27 protein-coding genes are annotated in these 21,980 nt (G+C 70.3%); 23 read left to right on the plus strand and 4 right to left on the minus strand.

Annotation, left to right across the window (positions count from 1 at the left end):
* Positions 1-44: 44 nt before the first annotated feature.
* The gene (locus ABEB07_RS25495) at positions 45-1,022 is read right to left on the minus strand and encodes a LysR family transcriptional regulator (protein WP_345670466.1); all 978 of its coding nucleotides are present in this window, start codon (positions 1,020-1,022) and stop codon (positions 45-47) included.
* A gap of 241 nt (positions 1,023-1,263) precedes the next feature.
* Between ABEB07_RS25495 and ABEB07_RS25500 the strand changes: the two genes are divergently transcribed.
* The 4 genes from ABEB07_RS25500 to ABEB07_RS25515 all read left to right on the plus strand — a co-directional run bounded on the left by ABEB07_RS25500 (position 1,264) and on the right by ABEB07_RS25515 (position 5,213).
* Entirely contained in the window at positions 1,264-1,758 is a 495-nt protein-coding gene (locus ABEB07_RS25500) for a hypothetical protein (RefSeq protein ID WP_345670467.1), read from the plus strand.
* Between the two features lie 70 nt (positions 1,759-1,828).
* The gene (locus tag ABEB07_RS25505) at positions 1,829-3,895 is read left to right on the plus strand and encodes a hypothetical protein (RefSeq protein ID WP_345670468.1); all 2,067 of its coding nucleotides are present in this window, start codon (positions 1,829-1,831) and stop codon (positions 3,893-3,895) included.
* 236 nt (positions 3,896-4,131) lie between these two features.
* Positions 4,132-4,470: a hypothetical protein gene (locus ABEB07_RS25510; protein ID WP_345670469.1), complete on the plus strand. Its 339-nt coding sequence runs from the start codon at positions 4,132-4,134 to the stop codon at positions 4,468-4,470.
* 176 nt (positions 4,471-4,646) lie between these two features.
* Entirely contained in the window at positions 4,647-5,213 is a 567-nt protein-coding gene (locus ABEB07_RS25515) for a hypothetical protein (RefSeq protein WP_345670470.1), read from the plus strand.
* A gap of 102 nt (positions 5,214-5,315) precedes the next feature.
* On the opposite strand, the gene ABEB07_RS25520 is transcribed toward ABEB07_RS25515, so the two are convergent.
* Positions 5,316-5,465, minus strand: coding sequence for a hypothetical protein (locus ABEB07_RS25520; protein ID WP_345670471.1), 150 nt, complete (start codon positions 5,463-5,465; stop codon positions 5,316-5,318).
* A 1,587-nt stretch (positions 5,466-7,052) separates the two neighbouring features.
* On the opposite strand from ABEB07_RS25520, the gene mycP reads away from it, so the two are divergent.
* The gene (mycP, locus tag ABEB07_RS25525) at positions 7,053-8,441 is read left to right on the plus strand and encodes a type VII secretion-associated serine protease mycosin (RefSeq protein WP_345670513.1); all 1,389 of its coding nucleotides are present in this window, start codon (positions 7,053-7,055) and stop codon (positions 8,439-8,441) included.
* 29 nt (positions 8,442-8,470) lie between these two features.
* Positions 8,471-8,977 (plus strand): hypothetical protein, encoded by a 507-nt coding sequence (locus tag ABEB07_RS25530; RefSeq protein ID WP_345670514.1) that lies wholly within the window; start codon positions 8,471-8,473, stop codon positions 8,975-8,977.
* 74 nt (positions 8,978-9,051) lie between these two features.
* On the opposite strand, the gene ABEB07_RS25535 is transcribed toward ABEB07_RS25530, so the two are convergent.
* On the minus strand, positions 9,052-9,669 hold the full coding sequence (locus tag ABEB07_RS25535) for a hypothetical protein (RefSeq protein ID WP_345670472.1): 618 nt from the start codon (positions 9,667-9,669) through the stop codon (positions 9,052-9,054).
* A gap of 390 nt (positions 9,670-10,059) precedes the next feature.
* Here ABEB07_RS25535 and gdhA point away from each other — a divergent pair, with 390 nt between their 5' ends.
* Positions 10,060-11,427 carry an NADP-specific glutamate dehydrogenase gene (gene gdhA / locus ABEB07_RS25540; protein ID WP_345670473.1) on the plus strand — a complete coding sequence of 456 codons (1,368 nt, stop codon included), beginning with the start codon at positions 10,060-10,062 and terminating at the stop codon, positions 11,425-11,427.
* A gap of 132 nt (positions 11,428-11,559) precedes the next feature.
* Here the strand turns inward: gdhA and ABEB07_RS25545 are convergent, their stop codons facing one another.
* Positions 11,560-13,083, minus strand: coding sequence for an MFS transporter (locus ABEB07_RS25545; RefSeq protein WP_345670474.1), 1,524 nt, complete (start codon positions 13,081-13,083; stop codon positions 11,560-11,562).
* A 266-nt stretch (positions 13,084-13,349) separates the two neighbouring features.
* Between ABEB07_RS25545 and ABEB07_RS25550 the strand changes: the two genes are divergently transcribed.
* The 16 genes from ABEB07_RS25550 (at position 13,350) to rplE (ending at position 21,977) form a co-directional block, all read left to right on the plus strand.
* Positions 13,350-13,886 (plus strand): MarR family winged helix-turn-helix transcriptional regulator, encoded by a 537-nt coding sequence (locus ABEB07_RS25550; RefSeq protein WP_345670475.1) that lies wholly within the window; start codon positions 13,350-13,352, stop codon positions 13,884-13,886.
* Between the two features lie 53 nt (positions 13,887-13,939).
* Positions 13,940-14,686, plus strand: a complete 747-nt coding sequence (locus ABEB07_RS25555) for a serine/arginine repetitive matrix protein 2 (protein WP_345670476.1) — start codon at positions 13,940-13,942, stop codon at positions 14,684-14,686.
* 517 nt (positions 14,687-15,203) lie between these two features.
* Positions 15,204-15,512: a 30S ribosomal protein S10 gene (gene rpsJ, locus ABEB07_RS25560; RefSeq protein WP_003948644.1), complete on the plus strand. Its 309-nt coding sequence runs from the start codon at positions 15,204-15,206 to the stop codon at positions 15,510-15,512.
* 17 nt (positions 15,513-15,529) lie between these two features.
* Complete coding sequence (gene rplC, locus ABEB07_RS25565) at positions 15,530-16,174, plus strand: 50S ribosomal protein L3 (RefSeq protein ID WP_005481233.1); 645 nt, start codon at positions 15,530-15,532, stop codon at positions 16,172-16,174.
* 8 nt (positions 16,175-16,182) lie between these two features.
* On the plus strand, positions 16,183-16,842 hold the full coding sequence (rplD, locus tag ABEB07_RS25570) for a 50S ribosomal protein L4 (RefSeq protein WP_345670477.1): 660 nt from the start codon (positions 16,183-16,185) through the stop codon (positions 16,840-16,842).
* Complete coding sequence (gene rplW / locus ABEB07_RS25575) at positions 16,842-17,261, plus strand: 50S ribosomal protein L23 (RefSeq protein WP_164587864.1); 420 nt, start codon at positions 16,842-16,844, stop codon at positions 17,259-17,261. The genes rplD and rplW overlap by 1 nt, the downstream gene beginning before the upstream one ends.
* 52 nt (positions 17,262-17,313) lie before the next feature.
* The gene (gene rplB, locus ABEB07_RS25580; protein ID WP_164587865.1) at positions 17,314-18,150 is read left to right on the plus strand and encodes a 50S ribosomal protein L2; all 837 of its coding nucleotides are present in this window, start codon (positions 17,314-17,316) and stop codon (positions 18,148-18,150) included.
* Between the two features lie 12 nt (positions 18,151-18,162).
* The gene (gene rpsS, locus ABEB07_RS25585) at positions 18,163-18,444 is read left to right on the plus strand and encodes a 30S ribosomal protein S19 (RefSeq protein ID WP_003948639.1); all 282 of its coding nucleotides are present in this window, start codon (positions 18,163-18,165) and stop codon (positions 18,442-18,444) included.
* A gap of 44 nt (positions 18,445-18,488) precedes the next feature.
* Complete coding sequence (rplV, locus tag ABEB07_RS25590; RefSeq protein ID WP_003974262.1) at positions 18,489-18,836, plus strand: 50S ribosomal protein L22; 348 nt, start codon at positions 18,489-18,491, stop codon at positions 18,834-18,836.
* The gene (gene rpsC, locus ABEB07_RS25595; RefSeq protein WP_164587866.1) at positions 18,836-19,666 is read left to right on the plus strand and encodes a 30S ribosomal protein S3; all 831 of its coding nucleotides are present in this window, start codon (positions 18,836-18,838) and stop codon (positions 19,664-19,666) included. The genes rplV and rpsC overlap by 1 nt, the downstream gene beginning before the upstream one ends.
* Before the next feature lie 5 nt (positions 19,667-19,671).
* Positions 19,672-20,091, plus strand: a complete 420-nt coding sequence (rplP, locus tag ABEB07_RS25600) for a 50S ribosomal protein L16 (RefSeq protein WP_004927269.1) — start codon at positions 19,672-19,674, stop codon at positions 20,089-20,091.
* Positions 20,091-20,315: a 50S ribosomal protein L29 gene (gene rpmC, locus ABEB07_RS25605; RefSeq protein ID WP_018564811.1), complete on the plus strand. Its 225-nt coding sequence runs from the start codon at positions 20,091-20,093 to the stop codon at positions 20,313-20,315. Before rplP ends, rpmC begins: the two co-directional genes overlap by 1 nt.
* Positions 20,312-20,596 (plus strand): 30S ribosomal protein S17, encoded by a 285-nt coding sequence (gene rpsQ / locus ABEB07_RS25610; RefSeq protein ID WP_164587867.1) that lies wholly within the window; start codon positions 20,312-20,314, stop codon positions 20,594-20,596. The genes rpmC and rpsQ overlap by 4 nt, the downstream gene beginning before the upstream one ends.
* A gap of 129 nt (positions 20,597-20,725) precedes the next feature.
* Complete coding sequence (rplN, locus tag ABEB07_RS25615; protein ID WP_003998823.1) at positions 20,726-21,094, plus strand: 50S ribosomal protein L14; 369 nt, start codon at positions 20,726-20,728, stop codon at positions 21,092-21,094.
* A 2-nt stretch (positions 21,095-21,096) separates the two neighbouring features.
* Entirely contained in the window at positions 21,097-21,420 is a 324-nt protein-coding gene (gene rplX / locus ABEB07_RS25620; protein ID WP_164587868.1) for a 50S ribosomal protein L24, read from the plus strand.
* Complete coding sequence (gene rplE / locus ABEB07_RS25625) at positions 21,420-21,977, plus strand: 50S ribosomal protein L5 (protein ID WP_164587869.1); 558 nt, start codon at positions 21,420-21,422, stop codon at positions 21,975-21,977. The genes rplX and rplE overlap by 1 nt, the downstream gene beginning before the upstream one ends.
* Positions 21,978-21,980: the final 3 nt, after the last annotated feature.

Consider the following 21,980-nt stretch of genomic DNA (forward strand, 5'->3'; position numbering starts at 1 on the left):
GTCGGGGCCGGCCGTGTGGGGCGGTGGAGGGGAGGGCGAGGGGGTCAAAGGGGGAGGCCCGGGCCGGTCGTGCGGTGGCCGCCGCCCGCGAGCCAGTCGGCGTAGCTCTCGCTGCGGGCCGCCGCGTCCGTGTGCGCGCTGCGCGCCTGGGCGAGGACGGTCGCCGCCGTCTCCGCGCGCTGGGTCGCCGGGTGCCAGCCCAGCAGGTGCCGCCAGCGCAGCGGGGTGCCGGCCAGCGGCCGGGTGGCGATGCCGGGCGTGGTGGGGAAGGTGGCCCGGCACAGCCCCACCGCCCGGCCCACCTGGACCAGGTGCGCGCAGGAGGCGATGTCCGTCTCGTACATCCGGCCGGGGGAGAAGCCGGCCCGGGCGCACGCGGCGGTGAAGCAGTCGGCGAAGCAGCCGTCGCCGGGCACGCACGCCCACTCCTCGTCCGCCAGCTCGGCCAGCTCCACCTCGGGCGCGCGGGCCAGCGGGTGTGCCTCGGGGAGCATGACGAAGACCGGGTCGACGGCGAACTCCTGCCAGACCAGGTGTTCCGCGTCCGGCGGCGTGGCGTTGCCGCAGGCTCCGGCGACGGCGAAGTCGAGGCGGCCCTCGGCGAGCAGCGCGGCGAGCTCGCGTTCCGACCAGGAGGCGTGCGTGGTCACCTGGGCGTCGGGCGCGGCGGCGGCCAGCAGGTCCACCAGGGCGCCCAGCAGCGGTCCGTGCGTGCTGCCCAGGCGCAGCCGCTGCGCCTTGCGTCCGGCGCGGGCGCGGGCGAACCGGACGGCCTCCTGCTGGAGTTCGCTCACCGCGGGCAGGACGAGCCGGGCCCGCTCCAGTACCAGTTCGCCCAGCGCGGTGGCGCGCACTCCGTGCCGTCCGCGTTCGAACAGCTCGCCGCCCAGGGTGCGTTCGATGCGTCTGAGCTGGGCGCTCAGTGCGGGTTGCGCGAGGCCCAGGGCCGTCGCCGCCCGGGTGAGACTGCCCGCCTCGGCGATCGTCCGGACCGTCTTGAGGTGCCGCAACTCAAGCTCCATGCAGGGAGCTTGCGACGCGTACGGCAGGGGGGCAAGGGGTTGGTCCGGACCACTGGAGGCACGGCGGCGCGCTCCGGGCGGTCTCTGGCGCGGCGGCGGTCCGGGGCCGGGGCGGGGCCGGGGCGGTGCCGGGGCGGTGCCGGGCGGGCCCCGGGGCCGGAACCGTGACGAAGTACGGCGTCGTTCGGTTGAGGTGCTGGAAAGTGTCGGTGCGGCCAGCGCGGCGAGGGACGGTGGAACGGTGACAGTCGGCTCCGGACCGGAGGACCTGGTCTCCTCGCCCGCCGAGAAGCGGGCCGCGGCGCACGCCATCGCGAAGGACATCGAGCCCGGCACCGTCAGGGCGGGCCGGTGGGCGGACGAGGAGACCCGGGCGGCGGTGCGGGCCTTCGGCGCCCGGGACGGAGACGGCTGGCTCACCTCGTCCGCCCTGCGCGGGGCCCACCGCACCTGGGCGGACCAGGTCCGGAACCTGATGAACCGCCTCGGCTCGGAGAAGGACGCGCTGGGCGCCGGTCACCGGGTGCTGACCAGCGCGGACCTGGCGGTCGGCTCGGCGCTGCGGGAATCGGGGGCGCTGGGGCGGTCGGGGTCGGGGTCGGTGCCGGCGGCGGCTTCGGCTTCGGCGGCGGCTTCGGCGTCGGGTGGGCAGGCGGGGCCGTCCGTGCCGCCCGTGCCACCCGTGCCGCCCGTCCCGGCGGCGCCGCGACCCGCGTCCGCGCTGGACGAGTACTGACCGCACCGGCTCCTACCGGCAGGGGGCACGGAGTTCACGGGCGGGCGAACAGGAGCAGAAGGGAGCGACGATGCCGACGTACCACGAGATCATGACCACCGACCTCGCCGCGCTGACCACGGCGGCCGACCGGTGGGACGGCATGGCGGGGGAGTTCGGGAACCAGGAGCGGGCCTACCGGGGCCATGTGCACGGCATCACGATGGGCGACTCGTGGCGTGGCCTGAGCGCTCACGCGGCGGACGCCCGGTTCGCCGCGACGCTGCGGGAGTTCCGGCACGCGGCGACGGAGGCGAAGGCGGTCGCGTCGCTGCTGCGGGACGCGCACGCGCAGTTCACCGAGTTGCGGGACCGGCTGACGGCCGCGCACCGGGAGGCGGTGGCGGCCGGAATGCGGGTCTCGGACCGCGGCGAGGTGAGCGTCGACCCGCACGCGTGCCCGGAGGCGGACGGCGGCGACGCACGGCAGCGGCGGGACGCCGCCGAAGCGTCCGTGGGCGCCTGGCAGGACCGTATCGACAAGGCGGTCCGGGACGTGACGGACGCCGACACGGGCGTCCGCACCGCGCTTTCGGCGGCGGTGCTCGCCCCGGACGCGGCGTCCGGCGGGCGGGGCTTCAACGGCACGGCGCAGGGCGACATCGAGAAGTACGAGGCGGAGGCGGCCGATCGCCTCCTGGAGCGGCTCAGCCGAGGAGGACGCCTGTCGGACGCCGAACTGGTCGAGCTGGAGCGCTCGTTCAGGGACAACGGCGACGACGAGCCCTTCACCCGCACCCTGCTGGACGGCCTGGGCGCGACGGGCGCCCTCCGCCTGACGAACGAACTGAACGACCTGATCCACGTCCAGGGCGGCCCCCGCGCGGGCACGTACGCGGCGCTGGAGACGGGACTGGCCGACGCCCTCGCCACGGCGACCAGGGACACGAAGTCGGCCTGGTACCGGGAGTGGCGCGCCGGGATGCGGCAGGCGGGCGTCGCACGGTACGCGACCGACGCGCAGGGCGCCCGCCTCGACAAGGCGGTGGGCTACCAGTCGCTGGTCACCCTGCTGCGCGAGGGCCACGGCTACGCGCCCGGCATACTGGAGGACCTCACCGACGACATGATCGCGGCGGAACGGCAGCGGCCCGGCATCTGGCGCCAGAAGGGCCCGTACGCCGGGCGCGGCGACGGCTGGTTCGCCAACGATCCCGTGGACGGCATGCTCGGCCTGATGAGCCACGACCCGGCTGCGGCGGCGCACTACCTGGGCTCCGACGCCCGGATGAAGTACCTGGTCGGGGAACGGGACTGGAACGTCACGCTCCGCGACCGGGGCACCGACAAATGGGCCGGCTACACGCCGGCCCCGGACGCCGACGACCGCGCGGGCTTCGGCGCGGCCCTCCAGGCGGCGGCGACGGGCATCGACCCGGCCGACCGGAACGCGCACTACGTCCCGCACACCGCGCAGAACGAGGCGGTGCTCGCGTCGGCCCTGCACCACCTGTCCGACCGCGGCGACGACTTCCCGCCGTCCCTGCGCGCCCCGATGGCCGCGATCCTGGTCAACCACGGAGCGACGGTCCACGCCGCCATGAGCGAGGTCGACCTCGCGCACTCCCCGCTGGAACAGGACCGGCTGTTCGAGGTGGCCAAGCAGATCTCCAAGGACAAGGACGCCTACGGCACCCTGAACGGCGGCCTCAACCAGGCGATGGTGACCTCGCTCCACGACGGCCACGCGAAGTCCACGGAACCTCTGATCCGGGCCGGCCGCACGGTCGGCTTCCTGGAGGAGGCCCGCATCCAGTCCCAGGGCGCCCCCCGAACGGCCACCTTCGAGACGAAGCCCCTCTTCGACCGCGCGATCGGCTACCTGCCGGTGGCCGGCGACGAGATCCAGGACGGCTTCGACTTCGTCACGGAGAAGTGGTTGGAGGACGAGCAGGAGAGGTTGGATGAGAGGGCGGAGGAGGAGAATTTCAAGGCTTACGACACACGGAACGGTCAGCTGATGGGCCTGGCAGAGGAGTGGGCGAAGACGCATCGCGAAGGTGGAGTTTCGCGATTCGACGCCAAAACCGAGATCGGCCGATCGGCGCAGGACGGGATGGCCCATGCGGCCGGAGTCTCCGGAGAGCGGCCGAAGTGACGATGATGCGCCACCTGCGATCTTCGAGCGTGATCGGATGGCTGGTCCTGGCCCTCTGCGCCGCATGTGACAGCTCTGGCAGTCCACAGATCCCGAAGGTCATGTGCGGCACACGTGTCGACCCCGATGTCGCGCGTCCACTCTTTGGATCCGGCACCGACTGGCATGAATGGGACCGCGTCGATCGAGCGGAAGCCCTTACAGCTCCCTGCCTGGTTCTGTCTGACCGTGGCGTGGTGGTCCGTCTCCGATTCTCCTGGGACGAGAACGCAACAGACCTCATGTACCTGGCCAAGAACACCGGAACGGTCTCCGGGATCGCGGACCCCCGTCACATCACCTCCCCGTACACCACCCTCATCGGAACCGACGGAGCGATCTCCACGGCGCCCTGTGGAACGAAAGGCGGCGACTACTTCACCCTCACCCTCCAGTTGCCCCGCATCGCACGCACGGACCGAAGCCACCGCGGGGACATCGAGAAGTTCATGCGGGCCTACTTTCCGGCCACGCTCAAGACCCTCGGCTGCCGGACGGCGCCTCCTGCCTCTCCTCGCCCCGGCCAGGAACGGTGAGGGGGAACGCCGTATGAGTACAGACACTCATGTGCGCCCACGGCACACCCGCTTGAATGGCATCCGACGACCGAGGCGGAGGACTCCGGTGGCTGCCGGAGGACACACCGTGACGGCCCATAGCTACAGTTGTCACCAAGGCTTGCGCCGACGAACACACGGGGGAGGGTGTTGAGTTGACGAGCGATGCTGGAGCCGACGCGCCGCTGTCGCCGCTGGCGCCGTTGCTGACCGGCCTGGCCGGCCTGCCGGGTGTGGCGGGCGCCGCCGGCGGGGCCGCGGTGAACCTGTACACGGAGCTGTCGTCGTTCACGGAGTTCCAGAAGAAAGTGGACGACCTGATCCGCGACCTGAAGGGGTCGCAGGCGGGGCCGGGCAAGGTCGGCCGGGACCAGCTCACCCGCCACCAGTTCGGCGGTGGCGGCGGCGCGTGGTCCGAGGCGGCCGGCCTGTACTCGGCGTACGAGACGGTCATCACCGAGCTGGAGACGCTGTCGAAGCTGCTGTCCGACTCCATGGAGGGCATGGGCATCGCCGTCCTGGCCTCGCACAAGGGCTACCGGAACATCGACGTGGACGTCCGCAACCGGATGGCGGCGATCAGCGCGGAGACCACCAAGCACTACGGCGGCGCCTACGACCCCGAGCAGCACAAGAGCGGCGACGCGCACGGCCACGGCGGCGGGACGAAGCCGGAGGAGCCCACGCAGCCGACGACGGGCGACACGGGCGGCACGATCTGATGATTTTCGAGGCGACGGGGGCGGTTTGATGGCGGGCAAGGGGAGTGGCGGGGGTACGTCTTTCGAGGGTATGAGTCACGAGCAGATGCTGGCGTGGCTGGATCAGGCGAGTTCGGGTGAGGTGCAGGCGGCTGCGGGGCGTCTGGCGACGGCTGCGACGGAGATCCAGAGGATCGCGGAGCAGTTGAAGTTGCGTCCGCAGGTGGTGGAGTGGAAGGGCGAGGGGGCGGACGCGTTCCGTTCCTGGGCCAATGAGCTGGCGAATTCCTCGCTTCGGCTGGCTGATTTCAGCAAAGCGGCGGGGGTGCAGTTGGGGCATGCGTCGGATGCGATCGCCACGGCGCAGGCGTCGATTCCTCGGGATACCAAGGGTGCGCAGGCGAATCTGGACGCGGCGACGGCGGCGCACAATGATCCGGACTCGGCGGCGATCCGTGCGAAGTCCGCGAGTGAGCTGGCCGCGTTGAAGGCGGACCGGGAGAAGGTCCGCCAGGAGGCAGCGGACCAGATGCGCAAACTGGCCCAGTCCTACCAGGCATCCACCACCCAGATGAACGGCCTGGAACGCCCGCAGTTCCCTCCGCCCCCAGCTGCCATCGCCCCTCCGGCGCCTGTCGAGGCAAGTGAGGATCTGGCCCGGCCAGGTGGGTCTGCTTCCCAAGGCACTGGCGGCGGAAGCTCCGGTTCTGGCCCGGCTGGGGTTACTGGAAGCAAGAGAGTTGAGCACAAGGATGTCGTGGCCTCCGGGCCGCACGTTCACGCGGATGCGCCTGTCAAGGTTGGGTCCACGCCTCCTCACTCGAGTCCACCGACGATCAGGCCCGACACGCACGTCGGCGTCGAGCCTGATGCACACGTCAACGTCGACACCGTTTCCACGCCGCCAGGAGTGCATCAGCGTTCCACGGGGTCCGCAGGGGGACCGCCCATGACCACTCGACCGGAAACGGGACCCCTGCTGCCGATGACCGGTCCGGTTCCACCGATGCCCCAGCGGTCGGCACGGCTGCCTTCGGCTCCCGGCGGATCCGAGGCGCCGATCGGTCGGGGACGCGTGCCGAGCCAGCCTGGGGAAGGACCTCTCGGACGATCCCTGAGCCGCGGTGTAACAGGGGGCAGCGCTGTTCCTGCTAAAAGCCTGCCCGCTTCCGATGGGCCGATGGGCCGCGCCGTGCCAGGTGGACAGGGGCCGGTTGCCGGACGACAGGGACCGGTTTCCGGTCGGGGAAGCACTTCCAACTCGGGAATCACCGGCGGGCGCCCATCGACACCTCCTGGTACTGGCAAGTCCATGGGGCGCGGGCCCAGCGCCTCGTTCGGCGGCGAGCACACAACCGGTCGCGGAGCGGCCGGACGAGCGTCGAACGCTGGAGCGACAGGGCAGCCGGCCACTCGGGGCACGGGCCCCGGTGCCGGGCGTTCGGCCGCCACACCGCGTGCCGGGATCGTCGGCGGTACGCCTCAGCAGACCGGGCGCGCTCCTGCGCGGCCCGGTGCACCGGTACCCTCCGCCCCGACGCGCGGAGGCATCTCGGGTGGTGTGCCGAGTGAGACCCGCACGAGGGGCGGTCGCGGCGCGTCGAGTGGTTCGAGCGGCGGCGCGCGGCAGCGCAAGGACAAGCAGAGGAAAGACCGCCGAGACGAACCACCGGCCAACGAATGACGATCAGGGGACACAACGCCATGCGCATGCCTGCGGCCAACTCGTGGCCGAGAGGGGCCCGTGCCGCGGCCTCAACGGCCGTCGGTCTGCTGCTGGTGGGAGGAATGGCACCGCAGGCTCACGCCGACTCGACGCGTTCACAGCAGTGGCATCTGGACGCCATGCACGCAGAGGAGATGTGGCGGACGAGCACTGGTCAGGGCATCACGGTGGCGGTGATCGATACCGGAGTCGATCCGGCCAATCCGGACCTGAAAGGGCGGATACTCGACGGAAAGGATCTCGCCCCCGCGGAACGCCCCGGTGACGAGCACACGGACTACAACGGTCATGGCACGGGGATGGCCGGACTGATCGCCGGCACGGGTGCGTACGGCGGCGGGAAGGGAGCATTCGGGCTCGCGCCAGGCGTGAAGATCCTCCCTGTCCGTATGCCTGCACCGAGCGACATCAATGGATTCGCGGGACCGTCGTACTTGAGCAAAGCCATCCGCTACGCGGCGGATTCCGGCGCACAAGTCATCAACATCTCCATGACGGAGCGGCTCAACTCCCCGGAACTCGCTGACGCGGTGAAGTACGCCCTGTCCCACGGCTCGCTCATCTTCGCCGGTGTGGGGAATGACGGCGCCAAGGGAAATCCGGTCGAGTATCCGGCAGCGACTCCGGGAGTGGTCGGGGTGGCAGCGGTCGGTAAGAACCTGCGGAGGACCAGCGAGTCCGAGTTCGGCCAGCAGGTGGACATGGCCGCACCCGGAGACGAGATGGTCCATGCGTGCGGCGGCCGGACGGGTCTCTGCAAGGGTCACGGCACCAGTGACTCCACCGCCCTGGCCTCCGCCAGTGCCGCTCTGATCTGGTCCAAGCATCCGACCTGGACCAACAACCAGGTGCTGCGGGTCATGCTGAACACCATTGGCGGCCCCACCGACGGCGCCAAGCGCAACGACTCCATCGGCTACGGCATCGTCCGTCCGCGCATCGCGCTGAAGGACCCGGGCGACCCGGGTCCGGCCGACGTCTATCCGCTCCCGGACCTGGCGGCCGCCGCGTCCCCGTCTCCCTCCCCGAAGAGTTCCGACCCCAAGGGTGGCAGCGGCTCGGTGCCGGACAAGAACACGCCCGCCCCCTCCGCCGCGAAGGACGACGGCGACGGCGGCAGCGGCAAGCTCTGGACCGCCCTGGGCGCCGGAGCGGTCGTGGTCCTGGGCGGCGCGGCAGTGGCTTTCGTGCTGGTCAGGCGGCAGCGTTCCGCGGGCAGGCTGAGCAGAGAGCAGGCCGCGACGGCGGCGACGGCGTATCTGAACACGGTCGCCTACCCCGACCGCGCCGGCACCGTCACCGCCCTCCCCGCCACGGGAACCCCGTACGCCTACGGCTGGACGTTCCAGTTCGACTTCGCCCCGTACCCGCAGACCACCACCCCGACGAACGCCTCCTCCGCCTACGTCATCGTCGTACCGCACTCCGGCGCCACGCCGCACTTCCCGCCCGCCCACCTCCCCACCGCGCAGTACATGGAGATGTGTGCGGCCGGCGTCCAGCCCTCGGTGCAGAGCAGCTGAGAAGACGGGAAGAGGTCGTCGCGGTGGGGATGTTCGACTGGCTGACCGGTACCAGGTACCCCGACAGCGGGGTGGCCCCGTCGTCCCTCGCGGAGTTGCGGGCCGCGCTGTTCGCGGTCAACGGATCGGACAAGCCGTACCGCGTGCGCAACGCTTTGCCCGCGGAGAAGGCCGATGTGGTTGCGGAGTGGCACGTTCTGGAGCCCGCCTGGGGAACCGGCCCGGCCCGTAGGCAGGTCGAACGGACTCTCAAGACCCGGATGCGTCTGGACCCGGCACGCCGTGAGGTGCGGGTCTGCGACGAACTGAAGGAGGTCACGCGGGCCGGGGGGCCGCCCGGGCGGATCGTGGCCCGCGAGTGGGGGCGCGGGCCGAAGCTGCGGATGGTCTCCTGGAAGGGGCACTACAAGCAGGGGCCCGACGGCCGCCGCCAACGGGTCGAGGAGTTCCGCTTCGACTCGCGGGACATGCGTGACCCCTTGCAGCGAGCGGTCCTCGGCGCGGGCTGGACCTGGCGGGGAGTGCTCAGGCTCTGACCGGCGGACGCCGGCGGACGAGCCCCGAGCCCATCCCCGAGCTCGTCACGATCGTCCAGGTGGCCGCGGTCGTCCTAGTACCCGCCCTCCTCCTCGTACGCGGGGTCGTACTCGTGCCGTACGCATCCTCCGTCCGCCCGCACCACCGGCTCGCCCGAGTAGTAGTCGGGTACCAGGGACAGTTCGACGCCGTGTTCGTCGGTGGTGGTGATGCCGGGCAGGCCGGCGCCGGAATGACCGGTGGGCTGCTGAGCGGCCACGTCCGTCACCTTGAGGCCGCGGTCGGTCCAGGTCGCGCGGAGGCGGTCGACGGCCGAGCGGTAGTCACCCCCGCTCGCGAAGTCCATGCGCCACTCGTAGGCCGCCTCGTCACGGGTCACTCCCGCGTCGTCGAAGCCGAAGTCATCGACGCAGGACGTGCTGGCCTGCTTCTCGGCGATGCCCTTCTGGACCGGGGCCGGGGCGAGGCCGTTCAGCGTCTGGTCGCCCGCGCGCCTGGTCTCCGCGGCGCGCTCGGCGTACTCGGCGGCCGAGCTGACCGGTCCGCCCTCCATCGACTGGCAGGCCGCCGCGCCCCAGGCGAGGAGCCCGACGAGGCTCGCGCTGATCAGCGTCATGGCGCGGTAGCCGTACAGGAAGGGGCGGCGGGGCGCCGGGGCGGTCGTGGGCGCGGAGGTCGTCGTAGCGGGCATGAGGTCGATCAAAGCCGTCCGGCGGTGGTCGCCGGCAGCGACGAACTACTCATTGTCGGCGGTGCGCCTACTCAGGTCCGGCCACCGGGCCGAGAGGCCGGTACTCCCGTTACTCCCGGTACTCCCAGCACTCGGCTCCGCAGCAGCGCCCCAGCCCACCCCAGCCCCCCGCCCCCGCCCCCCGGAGTCTCAGAGTCCGGACAAACGGTGCTTGCATGCTGGCCTCAGGGTTTACACAGGGGTAACACTGAGGGGTCGGCCGTTTCCCGGGTGGTTCAGCGCGTCGCGCCGACGAGTGGCCCGGGAGCGGCTCCGTCCTGCGCGCGGCAACGGCGCCGAGCGCCCACCACCGGTCACGTACCGGTAGCAGCCGTGCCAGAAAGGGACCCCGTGACGACCCGAGACGACACGAAGACCACCAAGACCCGGCTCGACGCCCTGCGCGTCGAGATCGAGCGGCGCAACCCCGCCCAGCCCGAGTTCCACCAGGCCGTGCACGAGGTGCTGGACACGCTGGCGCCGGTGCTCGCGGCGCGCCCGGAGTACGCCGAGCCGGGGCTCATCGAGCGGCTGTGCGAGCCGGAGCGGCAGGTCATCTTCCGGGTGCCGTGGCAGGACGACAAGGGGCACGTGCACGTCAACCGGGGCTTCCGGGTGGAGTTCAACAGCGCGCTCGGCCCGTACAAGGGCGGCCTGCGCTTCCACCCGTCCGTCAACCTCGGGATCATCAAGTTCCTCGGTTTCGAGCAGATCTTCAAGAACGCGCTGACCGGGCTCGGCATCGGCGGCGGCAAGGGCGGCAGCGACTTCGACCCGCACGGGCGCAGCGACGCGGAGATCATGCGGTTCTGCCAGTCGTTCATGACGGAGCTGTACCGGCACATCGGCGAGCACACCGACGTGCCGGCCGGTGACATCGGCGTCGGCGGGCGCGAGATCGGCTACCTGTTCGGGCAGTACCGGCGGATCACCAACCGCTGGGAGGCCGGCGTCCTCACCGGCAAGGGCGCCGGCTGGGGCGGCTCGGCGATCCGGCCGGAGGCGACGGGCTACGGCAGCGTGCTGTTCGCCGCGGCGATGCTGCGCGAGCGCGGCGAGGACCTGGAGGGGCAGACGGCGGTCGTCTCCGGCTCGGGCAACGTCGCCATCTACACCGTCGAGAAGCTGCTCGCCCTCGGCGCCAACCCGCTGACCTGCTCCGACTCCAGCGGGTACGTCGTCGACGACAAGGGCATCGACGTCGACCTGCTCAAGCAGGTCAAGGAGGTCGAGCGCGGGCGGATCAGCGACTACGCCGAGCGGCGCGGGGCCTCGGCCCGGTTCGTGCCCGGCGGACGGGTCTGGGACGTGCCGGGCGACGTCGCGCTGCCCTCCGCCACCCAGAACGAGCTGGACGAGAACGACGCGGCCACCCTCGTCCGCAACGGCGTGAAGGCGGTGGCGGAGGGCGCGAACATGCCCACCACGCCGGAGGCCGTGCACCTGTTCCAGCGCGCGGGCGTCGCCTTCGGCCCCGGCAAGGCGGCCAACGCGGGCGGCGTCGCGGTGAGTGCGCTGGAGATGGCGCAGAACCACGCGCGCACCGCGTGGTCGCCGGCCCGGGTGGAGGAGGAACTCGCCCACATCATGGGCGACATCCACACCACCTGCCACGAGACCGCCGAGCGCTACGGCGCCTCCGGCGACTACGTGACCGGCGCCAACATCGCCGGCTTCGAACGGGTCGCCGACGCGATGCTCGCCCAGGGCGTCATCTGACACCCACACCCACATCAACATCCACATCCACATCAACACCCACACCCGCGTAGCCCCGTACACACGTCCGCGCCCCGTCCCGGCGAGTCACCGGGGCGGGGCGCGGACACGTGCGCCGAGGGGCGGTCGGGCTCAGTGCGCGGCCGCGGCTCCCGCCGGGGCGCCGCGGCCGGACGGCCGGGCGATGACCAGCACGCCGGAGGCCACCGCGGCGAGCAGCATCGCGGCCACACCCCACCAGATGGCCTGCGTGTAGCCGTGCACGATGCCCTCGCGCAGCACCTGCGCCTTCTGCGCGGGGTTGGTCAGGTGCTGGCCGACGTACGTGCTCGTCGCCGAGGTGGCGATGGTGTTCAGCAGCGCCGTGCCGAGCGAACCGCCGACCTGCTGCGAGGTGTTGACCATCGCGGAGGTCACACCGGCGTCCTGCGGCCGCACCCCGTGGGTCGCGGTGGAGAAGACCGGCATGAAGGTCAGGCCCATGCCGAGGCCGAGCAGCAGCTCGGCGGGCAGCACGTGGGTGGCGTACGCGGAGTCCACGCCGAGCTGGGTGAGGATCGCGAGACCCGCCGCGGCGAGCAGCATGCCGGGCACCATGAGCAGGCGCGGGGGCGTGCGGGGCAGCAGCCGGGCGGAGATCTGGGTGGAGCCAAGGATGATCATCGCGGACATCGGCAGGAACGCCAGACCGCTCCTGACCGGGGTGTATCCGAGGATGCCCTGGAAGTAGTAGGTCATGAACAGGAACAGGCCGAACATGCCGATCGTGGCGAGCCCCATGGTCAGGAAGCAGCCCGCGCGGTTGCGGTCGGCGAGGATGCGCAGCGGCAGCAGCGGGTGCTTGGCCTTGCTCTGCCAGAACACGAACGCCGCCAGCAGGACCACGCCGCCGATCAGCAGGGTGAGGACCAGGCTGTCGCTCCAGCCGCGCGGCTCGGCCTCGGAGAAGCCGTAGACCACGGCGACCAGACCGCCGCAGCCCAGGATCACTCCGGGGATGTCCAGCTTGGCCTCGCGGTGGCCCGGGCGGTCGTGCAGCAGCATGAGGGCGCCGATCACCGCGACGGCCGCGATCGGGATGTTCACGTACAGGCACCAGCGCCAGTTCGCGTACGAGGTCAGGATGCCGCCCAGCAGCAGGCCGATCGCCGCGCCGGCGCCGGCGATGGCGCCGTAGATGCCGAACGCCTTGCCGCGCTCGCGCGGGTCGGTGAACGTGGTCGTCATCAGGGAGAGCGCGGAGGGCGCGAGGACGGCGCCGAACACGCCCTGCAGGGCGCGGGCGCCGAAGAGCATGGCGGGGCTGTCGGCCGCGCCGCCGATCGCGGAGGCGACCGCGAAGCCGATGAGGCCGATGATGAAGGTGCGCTTGCGGCCGACCAGGTCGGCGATGCGGCCGCCGAGCAGCAGCAGGCCGCCGAAGGCGAGGGTGTAGGCGGTGATGACCCACTGGCGGTTGCCGTCGGACATGCCGAGGGCCTTCTGCGCGGACGGCAGCGCGATGTTCACGATGGTCGCGTCGAGGACCACCATCAACTGCGCCAGCGCGATGATCACCAGACCCCACCAGCGGCGGGGGTCGGGGGCGTCGGCGGTGCCGTGCGCGGTGGAGGCCGGAGCCGTGGATATGGCCTCGGCCGGGGGAGAGTCGTTCATGACGAGAACGTCACTTCCTTGCTCGTGATGGTGGCGTGCGTGGTCCGCGGTGTGCGTACGGGGGTGCGGGCGGCGGTGGGGCGCCGCGCCGGTGGGGCGCCGCAGCGGTGGGGCGCCCGCCCCTGGGGGCCGGCCGGTCCGCAGGGGTTCCGCGGACCTCGGTGCTACCGGGTGTCCCGTTCTCGGGTGACCCGAACGGACCAATGATCGGTCATTGGAGCCGATCGTCAGTATGGCTGATGGTCAGTGAAGTGTACGCTGCTCGCATGAAGGATGAGGGTCCCCCTGATGTACTTTCCGGTCGGCTGGGCTATCTCCTGAAGCACGCCTTCATGGCGATGGCGGCCGAGATGGAGGCGGTGCTCGCGCCCTTCCGCCTGTCGCCGCGCGAACTGGGCGTCATGGCGCTGATCGACGCCTCGCCGGAGCAGTCGTCCCAGCTGGAGATCGCCGCCCGGCTCGGCGTCGACCGCACGACGATGGTCGCCGTCATCGACTCGCTGGAGCACAAGGGGTACGTGGAGCGGCACCGCAGCGACCGCGACCGGCGCCGCAACGTGGTGACGCTCACCCCGGCGGGCCAGGCGTGCCTGGAGGAGGCCGAGCAGGCCCGCGAACGGGTGGAGCGCGACTTCCTCGCCCCCCTGGACGAGTCCTCCGCCGCCGCCCTGACCGAGGCCCTCCTCACCCTGCACCTGGCCCAGACGGAGACCCGCCGCACCGCCCTCCCGCACACCGCTCCCTGCGCCCACCCCGCACCCGGCGACCCCGCCGGAGCCGGAACCCTGGCCGACGGCGGCTGACCGGCGGCTGACCGGCGCCACCCCGCTCCCCGCCTCCCGTACGATGCGTCACCGTGGCGATACAGAACCCGCCCCCGTGGGGGCCCTACGGCGCTCCGCCGCCCCCGCCGCCGAGCATCCCGGCGAAGGACCTGCGGCCCCGGCGCCTGTGGTACGTGGTGGCCGCGCTGCTGGGAGTCGTCCTGGCCGGCGTCGGCGGCGTCCTCCTCGTGACGGCGGCGAAGGACGCGATCGACTCGGTCGACGCGGCCCACAGCTTCGCCGGCGGCGAGTCGGCGACGTACCGGTTCGTCCAGGGGGAGACCAAGGCGGTCTACGTCTCCCAGACCGGGCGGGGGCACGTGGAGTGCCGGATCCCCGGCATGCGGTCCGGGGCGATGACCCGGCCGGACAGCACGTTCCGCATCACCGCGGGCGGCCGGACCTGGGAACGCGTCTTCGAGGTGAACCCCGGCGGCACCGGCGACTACGCGCTCACCTGCACCGCGCAGCGGCCCGCCGAGTTCGCGCTCGGGGACACGCCCGAGGTGGGGGCCACCATCGGCGGCATCGCCGCGGGGGTCGGCTGCTTCGTCGCCGCGCTCGCCGCGACGGTGACCATCGTGGTCGTCACCGCCGTCCGGCGCGGCCGCCACCGCCGCCGGCTCGCCGCCGCGTCGGCCGGGCCCCCGCAGTGGGGCGGTCCTCCGCCGTGGGGCGGCCAGCCGCAGTGGGGCGGCCCGCCGCCCTACAACCCAGCCCCGGGAACGCCGCCGCCGTACAACTCCGCCCCGGGAACGCCGCCCCCGCCCGGTCACTAGCCGCGCCCGCGTCCGTCGCGCGCCCCCGCGTCCCCCGCACCCGCCCGGCGCGGCGCGGCCGCGCCGATGTGGGCCCTTCGGTTTGACCTACGTCACTCTCGGGGTAATCTCTTCCGCTCGATTGGCCAGGCCGCCCTGGCGTATGGCAGACTGTCCGAGTTGCTCGGTCGAGTGTTGATGCTGCGCGCCTCCCGCCGGGGGGACCGGAAGCGAGTCCCACAGTACTCGTCGCCCTAACTGCCTCACGGCAGCGCTGGGGCGGACGTACGGGAATCTTCCGGGAAGTGTGAGCGCGACATCGGCCAGGCGCCCGGTGGGTCTTCGATGATCCCCGGCTCGCGGATCCGGTAGGGCCGTGTGCAATCCCGCAGGGATGTTCGAACAAGGGGCATCTGTGTCGGCGGGAGCGCGACACACCCGACCGCGTGGGTCGGAGAGCAGCACGGAGCACCAAGGGAAACCGCGGAAAGCGCACCGGGTTCCAGAGCGTAAGAAGAGACAGGACTACGAAGTAGCCATGGCGGGACAGAAGATCCGCATCCGGCTCAAGGCCTACGACCACGAGGTCATCGACTCCTCGGCGAAGAAGATCGTCGAGACGGTGACCCGCACTGGTGCGTCGGTCGCGGGCCCGGTGCCGCTGCCCACTGAGAAGAACGTGTACTGCGTCATCAAGTCGCCGCACAAGTACAAGGACTCGCGCGAGCACTTCGAGATGCGCACGCACAAGCGCCTGATCGACATCCTCGACCCGACCCCCAAGACCGTTGACTCTCTGATGCGACTCGACCTCCCGGCCGGTGTCGACATCGAGATCAAGCTCTGAGGGCTGGTGATCTGAGAATGGCTAAGCAGATCAAGGGCATCCTGGGCGAGAAGCTCGGCATGACGCAGGTGTGGGACGAGAACAACCGCGTTGTTCCGGTCACCGTCGTCAAGGCCGGCCCCAACGTCGTCACCCAGGTCCGCACGAACGACGTCGACGGCTACGAGTCCGTCCAGATCGCGTTCGGCGAGATCGACCCGCGCAAGGTGAACAAGCCCCTCAAGGGCCACTTCGCCAAGGCCGACGTCACCCCCCGCCGCCACCTCGTCGAGATCCGCACCGCGGACGCCTCCGAGTACACGCTGGGCCAGGAGATCTCCGCAGAGGTCTTCGAGGCGGGCGTCAAGGTGGACGTGACCGGCAAGAGCAAGGGCAAGGGCTTCGCCGGTGTCATGAAGCGTCACAACTTCAAGGGCCTCGGCGCCGGACACGGCACCCAGCGCAAGCACCGCTCGCCCGGTTCCATCGGTGGCTGCGCCACCCCGGGCCGCGTGTTCAAGGGCCTCCGCATGGCGGGTCGTATGGGCAACGAGCGGGTCACCACCCAGAACCTGACCGTCCACGCCGTTGACGCGGAGAAGGGTCTGCTGCTCATCAAGGGCGCGGTTCCCGGTCCGAACGGCGGCCTCGTCCTGGTCCGCACCGCGGCCAAGGGGGCCTGAGGTAACCGATGAGCACTGTTGACATCCTTTCGCCGGCGGGCGAGAAGGCCGGTACCGTCGAGCTCCCCGCGGAGATCTTCGACGTTGAGAAGATCAGCATTCCGCTGATCCACCAGGTCGTCGTCGCGCAGCTGGCCGCCGCCCGTCAGGGCACGCACAAGGTCAAGACCCGTGGCGAGGTCCGCGGCGGTGGCAAGAAGCCGTACCGCCAGAAGGGCACCGGCCGCGCCCGTCAGGGCTCGACCCGCGCGCCGCAGTTCGCCGGTGGTGGCGTCGTGCACGGTCCCGTGCCGCGCGACTACTCGCAGCGGACCCCGAAGAAGATGAAGGCCGCGGCCCTGCGCCACGCCCTCACCGACCGGGCCCGCCACGACCGCATCCACGTCGTCTCCGGCGTGGTCGAGGGCGAGACCGCCTCCACGAAGGCCGCCCGGACGCTGTTCGGCAAGATCTCGGAGCGCAAGAACCTGCTCCTGGTCGTCGACCGCGCCGACGAGGCCGCGTGGCTGTCCACCCGCAACCTGCCCCAGGTCCACATCCTGGAGCCGGGCCAGCTGAACACGTACGACGTTCTCGTCTCGGACGACGTGGTCTTCACCAAGGCCGCTTTCGAGTCCTTCGTCGCCGGCCCGAACAAGGCCAACGACACCGAAGGGAGCGAGGCCTGATGGCTACGCGTCACCCCTCCATCGCCTCGAAGGCCGCCAAGGCCGCCAAGGCCGCGCGCGTCGCCAAGGCGCGCCGTCACGCCGCCGAGGGCAAGAACACCGTCGAGACCCCGCTGAGCAAGTCGTACACGGACCCCCGTGACGTGCTGCTCAAGCCGGTCGTCTCGGAGAAGAGCTACGCGCTCCTCGACGAGAACAAGTACACGTTCATCGTCGACCCGAACGCCAACAAGACCCAGATCAAGCAGGCCGTCCAGGCGGTCTTCGAGGTCAAGGTCACCGGGGTCAACACGATCAACCGCCAGGGCAAGCGCAAGCGCACCAAGAGCGGCTTCGGCCAGCGCGCCGCCACCAAGCGCGCGATCGTGACCCTCGCCGAGGGCGACCGTATCGACATCTTCGGCGGTCCGACCGCCTGACGGCGGTCTGGAGCGTCCAGATTTCGGAATAGTTTCCGAGGACTGAGAGACAATGGGTATCCGCAAGTACAAGCCGACGACTCCGGGCCGTCGTGGCTCCAGCGTCGCCGACTTCGTCGAGGTCACGCGGTCCACGCCGGAGAAGTCGCTGGTCCGCCCCCTGCACAGCAAGGGCGGCCGTAACAACGCCGGTCGTGTGACCGTTCGCCACCAGGGTGGCGGACACAAGCGCGCCTACCGCGTGATCGACTTCCGTCGTCACGACAAGGACGGCGTGCCGGCGAAGGTCGCGCACATCGAGTACGACCCCAACCGCACCGCGCGCATCGCGCTGCTGCACTACGCCGACGGCGAGAAGCGCTACATCCTCGCCCCGCGCAACCTGCAGCAGGGCGACCGCGTGGAGAACGGTCCCGGGGCCGACATCAAGCCGGGCAACAACCTGGCCATCCGCAACATCCCGGTCGGTACCACGATCCACGCGATCGAGCTCCGTCCCGGTGGCGGTGCCAAGTTCGCCCGCTCCGCCGGCGCCTCCGTGCAGCTGCTCGCGAAGGAGGGCACGATGGCCCACCTCCGCATGCCGTCCGGTGAGATCCGCCTGGTCGACCAGCGCTGCCGCGCCACGGTCGGCGAGGTCGGCAACGCCGAGCAGAGCAACATCAACTGGGGCAAGGCCGGCCGCAAGCGCTGGCTTGGCGTCCGCCCGACCGTTCGCGGTGTGGCGATGAACCCGGTTGACCACCCCCACGGTGGTGGTGAGGGCAAGACCTCCGGTGGTCGCCACCCGGTCAGCCCCTGGGGTCAGAAGGAAGGTCGTACTCGTGCTCCCAAGAAGGCGAGCAACAAGTACATCGTCCGCCGCCGCAAGACGAACAAGAAGCGCTAAGGACGGGTTGAGATGCCTCGTAGCTTGAAGAAGGGGCCTTTCGTCGACGACCACCTCATCAAGAAGGTGGACGTCCAGAACGAAGCCGGCACCAAGAACGTCATCAAGACCTGGTCCCGCCGCTCGATGATCGTCCCGGCGATGCTGGGCCACACGATCGCGGTGCACAACGGCAAGACCCACATCCCGGTGTTTGTCACCGAGTCCATGGTCGGCCACAAGCTCGGCGAGTTCTCGCCGACGCGCACCTTCCGGGGTCACGTCAAGGACGACCGGAAGTCGAAGCGCCGCTAGTCAGCGGGGTGTGAATGATCATGACAAACACTGAAGGGACAACCATGGAAGCCAGGGCCCAGGCGCGGTACATCCGCGTCACGCCCATGAAGGCCCGCCGCGTGGTGGACCTCATCCGTGGCATGGACGCCACGGAGGCTCAGGCGGTCCTGCGTTTCGCCCCGCAGGCCGCGAGCGTGCCGGTCGGCAAGGTGCTGGACAGCGCCATCGCCAACGCCGCGCACAACTACGACCACACCGACGCCGACAGCCTCTTCATCTCCGAGGCCTACGTCGACGAGGGTCCGACCCTGAAGCGGTTCCGTCCGCGCGCCCAGGGCCGTGCCTACCGGATCCGCAAGCGGACCAGCCACATCACCGTGGTCGTCAGCAGCAAGGAAGGAACCCGGTAATGGGCCAGAAGGTAAACCCGCACGGGTTCCGGCTCGGCATCACCACCGACTTCAAGTCGCGTTGGTACGCCGACAAGCTGTACAAGGACTACGTCAAGGAAGACGTCGCCATCCGTCGGATGATGACGTCCGGCATGGAGCGCGCCGGCATCTCCAAGGTGGAGATCGAGCGCACCCGTGACCGCGTGCGGGTGGACATCCACACCGCTCGTCCGGGCATCGTCATCGGCCGCCGTGGCGCCGAGGCCGACCGCATCCGCGGTGACCTCGAGAAGCTCACCGGCAAGCAGGTGCAGCTGAACATCCTCGAGGTCAAGAGCCCGGAGACGGACGCTCAGCTGGTGGCCCAGGCCGTCGCCGAGCAGCTGTCCTCCCGTGTCTCCTTCCGTCGTGCCATGCGCAAGAGCATGCAGGGCACGATGAAGGCGGGCGCCAAGGGCATCAAGATCCAGTGCGGCGGCCGCCTCGGCGGCGCCGAGATGTCCCGCTCGGAGTTCTACCGCGAGGGCCGTGTGCCCCTGCACACGCTCCGCGCGAACGTGGACTACGGCTTCTTCGAGGCCAAGACGACCTTCGGCCGCATCGGTGTGAAGGTCTGGATCTACAAGGGCGACGTCAAGAACATCGCCGAGGTCCGCGCCGAGAACGCTGCGGCCCGTGCGGGTAACCGCCCGGCCCGTGGCGGTGCCGACCGCCCGGCCCGTGGTGGCCGCGGTGGCGAGCGGCGCGGTCGCAAGCCGCAGCAGCAGTCGGCCCCCGCCGCCGAGGCCCCCAAGGCCGAGGCTCCGGCCGCTGCCGCTCCGGCTGAGAGCACCGGAACGGAGGCCTGACCGACATGCTGATCCCCCGTAGGGTCAAGCACCGCAAGCAGCACCACCCGAAGCGCCGTGGTCAGGCCAAGGGCGGTACGACGGTCGCGTTCGGCGAGTACGGCATTCAGGCCCTCACGCCGGCGTACGTGACCAACCGCCAGATCGAGGCGGCCCGTATCGCGATGACCCGCCACATCAAGCGTGGTGGCAAGGTCTGGATCAACATCTACCCGGACCGCCCGCTCACGAAGAAGCCTGCCGAGACCCGCATGGGTTCCGGTAAGGGTTCTCCGGAGTGGTGGATCGCGAACGTTCACCCGGGTCGGGTGATGTTCGAGCTGTCCTACCCGAACGAGAAGATCGCCCGTGAGGCGCTGACCCGTGCGGCCCACAAGCTGCCGATGAAGTGCCGGATCGTCAAGCGCGAGGCAGGTGAAGCGTGATGTCGGCCGGTACCAAGGCGTCCGAGCTGCGCGAGCTGGGCAACGAGGAGCTTCTTGGCAAGCTCCGCGAGGCCAAGGAAGAGCTGTTCAACCTCCGTTTCCAGGCGGCGACGGGCCAGCTCGAGAACCATGGCCGTCTGAAGGCGGTCCGCAAGGACATCGCGCGGATCTACACCCTGATGCGCGAGCGTGAGCTGGGCATCGAGACGGTGGAGAACGCATGAGCGAGAACAACGTGACTGAGCAGAGCACTGAGCGCAACGCCCGCAAGACGCGCGAGGGTTACGTCGTCAGCGACAAGATGGACAAGACCGTCGTCGTCGCCGTCGAGGACCGCGTCAAGCACGCGCTGTACGGCAAGGTCATCCGCCGTACCAACAAGCTCAAGGCGCACGACGAGCAGAACGCCGCCGGCGTCGGTGACCGCGTCCTCCTGATGGAGACCCGGAAGCTGTCGTCCAGCAAGCACTGGCGTGTCGTCGAGATCCTCGAGAAGGCCAAGTAAGCAATTCCCGCAAGGGGATGGCTCAAGCAGGATTCCTGCGGGGCATCCCCCGCGGGACAGTTCCGCCAGGCTCCGGGGGCCGCTCGGTGAGCGGCCCCCGGGGAACCGGCAGACAAACAGGAGATAGACGTGATCCAGCAGGAGTCGCGGCTGCGTGTCGCCGACAACACTGGTGCGAAGGAGATCCTTTGCATCCGTGTGCTCGGTGGCTCCGGTCGCCGCTACGCGGGTATCGGTGACGTCATCGTCGCCACCGTCAAGGACGCGATCCCCGGTGGCAACGTGAAGAAGGGTGACGTCGTCAAGGCGGTCATCGTTCGCACCGTCAAGGAGCGCCGCCGTCCGGACGGCTCGTACATCCGCTTCGACGAGAACGCCGCCGTCATTCTGAAGAACGACGGCGACCCTCGCGGCACCCGTATCTTCGGCCCCGTGGGCCGTGAGCTGCGCGAGAAGAAGTTCATGAAGATCATCTCCCTCGCGCCGGAGGTGCTGTGAGCATGAAGATCAAGAAGGGCGACCTGGTTCAGGTCATCACCGGTAAGGACAAGGGCAAGCAGGGCAAGGTCATCGCGGCCTACCCCCGCGAGGACCGCGTCCTGGTCGAGGGTGTCAACCGGGTCAAGAAGCACACCAAGGCCGGCCCGACCGCCAGCGGTTCCCAGGCCGGCGGCATCGTGACCACCGAGGCCCCGATCCACGTCTCCAACGTCCAGCTGGTCGTGGAGAAGGACGGCGACAAGGTCGTCACGCGCGTCGGTTACCGCTTCGACGAGGACGGCAACAAGATCCGCGTTGCCAAGCGGACGGGTGAGGACATCTGATGGCTACCACCACTGCCCCGCGTCTGAAGCAGAAGTACCGCGACGAGATCGCCGGCAAGCTGCGTGACGAGTTCAAGTACGAGAACGTCATGCAGATCCCCGGTCTCGTCAAGATCGTGGTCAACATGGGTGTGGGCGACGCCGCCCGCGACTCCAAGCTGATCGAGGGCGCCATCCGCGACCTCACCACGATCACCGGCCAGAAGCCGGCGGTCACCAAGGCCCGGAAGTCCATCGCGCAGTTCAAGCTGCGTGAGGGTCAGCCGATCGGTGCCCACGTCACGCTCCGTGGCGACCGCATGTGGGAGTTCCTGGACCGCACCCTGTCGCTCGCGCTGCCGCGCATCCGCGACTTCCGCGGCCTGTCCCCCAAGCAGTTCGACGGCCGTGGCAACTACACCTTCGGTCTCACGGAGCAGGTCATGTTCCACGAGATCGACCAGGACAAGATCGACCGCGTCCGGGGTATGGACATCACCGTGGTCACCACGGCGACCAACGACGCTGAGGGCCGCGCGCTCCTTCGTCACCTCGGCTTCCCGTTCAAGGAGGCGTGAGCG

The sequence above is a fragment of the Streptomyces similanensis genome, from assembly GCF_039543625.1.
GTDB lineage: Bacteria > Actinomycetota > Actinomycetes > Streptomycetales > Streptomycetaceae > Streptomyces > Streptomyces similanensis.

Bases quoted from the DNA above. Each gene is read 5' to 3' on its own strand.
- rplE (WP_164587869.1), top strand. From the start codon at position 21,420: ATGGCTACCACCACTGCCCCGCGTCTGAAGCAGAAGTACCGCGACGAG.
- ABEB07_RS25545 (WP_345670474.1), bottom strand. From the start codon at position 13,083: ATGAACGACTCTCCCCCGGCCGAGGCCATATCCACGGCTCCGGCCTCC.
- rplX (WP_164587868.1), top strand. From the start codon at position 21,097: ATGAAGATCAAGAAGGGCGACCTGGTTCAGGTCATCACCGGTAAGGAC.
- rplV (WP_003974262.1), top strand. From the start codon at position 18,489: ATGGAAGCCAGGGCCCAGGCGCGGTACATCCGCGTCACGCCCATGAAG.
- rpsJ (WP_003948644.1), top strand. From the start codon at position 15,204: ATGGCGGGACAGAAGATCCGCATCCGGCTCAAGGCCTACGACCACGAG.
- rplP (WP_004927269.1), top strand. From the start codon at position 19,672: ATGCTGATCCCCCGTAGGGTCAAGCACCGCAAGCAGCACCACCCGAAG.
- ABEB07_RS25530 (WP_345670514.1), top strand. From the start codon at position 8,471: ATGTTCGACTGGCTGACCGGTACCAGGTACCCCGACAGCGGGGTGGCC.
- rpsC (WP_164587866.1), top strand. From the start codon at position 18,836: ATGGGCCAGAAGGTAAACCCGCACGGGTTCCGGCTCGGCATCACCACC.
- rplC (WP_005481233.1), top strand. From the start codon at position 15,530: ATGGCTAAGCAGATCAAGGGCATCCTGGGCGAGAAGCTCGGCATGACG.
- ABEB07_RS25495 (WP_345670466.1), bottom strand. From the start codon at position 1,022: ATGGAGCTTGAGTTGCGGCACCTCAAGACGGTCCGGACGATCGCCGAG.
- rpsS (WP_003948639.1), top strand. From the start codon at position 18,163: ATGCCTCGTAGCTTGAAGAAGGGGCCTTTCGTCGACGACCACCTCATC.
- rplD (WP_345670477.1), top strand. From the start codon at position 16,183: ATGAGCACTGTTGACATCCTTTCGCCGGCGGGCGAGAAGGCCGGTACC.
- mycP (WP_345670513.1), top strand. From the start codon at position 7,053: ATGTGGCGGACGAGCACTGGTCAGGGCATCACGGTGGCGGTGATCGAT.
- rpsQ (WP_164587867.1), top strand. From the start codon at position 20,312: ATGAGCGAGAACAACGTGACTGAGCAGAGCACTGAGCGCAACGCCCGC.
- rplB (WP_164587865.1), top strand. From the start codon at position 17,314: ATGGGTATCCGCAAGTACAAGCCGACGACTCCGGGCCGTCGTGGCTCC.
- ABEB07_RS25505 (WP_345670468.1), top strand. From the start codon at position 1,829: ATGCCGACGTACCACGAGATCATGACCACCGACCTCGCCGCGCTGACC.
- rplW (WP_164587864.1), top strand. From the start codon at position 16,842: ATGGCTACGCGTCACCCCTCCATCGCCTCGAAGGCCGCCAAGGCCGCC.
- rpmC (WP_018564811.1), top strand. From the start codon at position 20,091: ATGTCGGCCGGTACCAAGGCGTCCGAGCTGCGCGAGCTGGGCAACGAG.
- ABEB07_RS25550 (WP_345670475.1), top strand. From the start codon at position 13,350: ATGAAGGATGAGGGTCCCCCTGATGTACTTTCCGGTCGGCTGGGCTAT.
- ABEB07_RS25535 (WP_345670472.1), bottom strand. From the start codon at position 9,669: ATGCCCGCTACGACGACCTCCGCGCCCACGACCGCCCCGGCGCCCCGC.